This is a genomic window from Vibrio sp. 1069, from assembly GCF_033340555.1.
In genome coordinates this window covers 1-688 of record NZ_JAWOWP010000405.1, presented here as the reverse complement: position 1 = coordinate 688, position 688 = coordinate 1, and the positions used below count along the sequence as shown (strand labels likewise).

2 protein-coding genes are annotated in these 688 nt (G+C 43.6%); one reads left to right on the top strand and one right to left on the bottom strand.

Annotated elements, in window-relative coordinates:
* On the top strand, positions 1-223 hold a 223-nt coding region (locus R7040_RS26805; RefSeq protein WP_318097641.1), incomplete at its 5' end, for an outer membrane protein assembly factor BamE.
* 100 nt (positions 224-323) lie between these two features.
* Here the strand turns inward: R7040_RS26805 and R7040_RS26800 are convergent.
* Complete coding sequence (locus tag R7040_RS26800; RefSeq protein ID WP_005456005.1) at positions 324-671, bottom strand: RnfH family protein; 348 nt, start codon at positions 669-671, stop codon at positions 324-326.
* Positions 672-688: the final 17 nt, after the last annotated feature.

The following is a 688-nucleotide window of genomic DNA, read 5'->3' as shown; positions in this document are numbered from 1 at the left end:
AAAGTTTGGGATGACTAAAGCACAGGTTCGCTTCGTACTTGGATCGCCAATGCTTATCGAAAATGGCTATCCTAACACTTGGTATTATATCTACCATCACACGCCAGGCCACGGTGACCCAGTACAGAAAGATCTTGTCGTAAACTTTAATGACCAAGGAACGCTGGCCGATATCAGCGGTGACTTCCCGAAAAGTGACGCGTTTTACGAACAGATCCAATAAACCAATCCTTTCATTACATCGATTGGCATCATAAAACCTTTATGCAAAAAAACCTCCCACTTGGGAGGTTTTTTATCATCTAAAATATCGCTTATTCTGCTTACTTGCGCAGAGCATTTGGCTTGCCACCAGTCACTGGATCGGCATTCCCAGCCGCTTTTGCTTGCTCTGCTCGCTTACGACGAATCTCTTTTGGATCTGCCAATAAAGGGCGATAGATTTCAATGCGGTCTTTATCACGTACGGTCGCGTCTAGTTTTACATTACGACTAAACACACCTACTTTGTTTTTTGCTAAATCAATTTCTGGATACAATTCCAAGACACCCGACTGACGAATGATCTCTTCAACCGTCGCGTGGTTATTCACAACTAAGTTAAACACGCGTTGCTCATGAGGCAATGCATACACGACCTCAACGTGAATCATGTCTGACTCAATACTCATAACACTCGTACACCTGT

Bases quoted from the DNA above. Each gene is read 5' to 3' on its own strand.
- R7040_RS26800 (WP_005456005.1), bottom strand. From the start codon at position 671: ATGAGTATTGAGTCAGACATGATTCACGTTGAGGTCGTGTATGCATTG.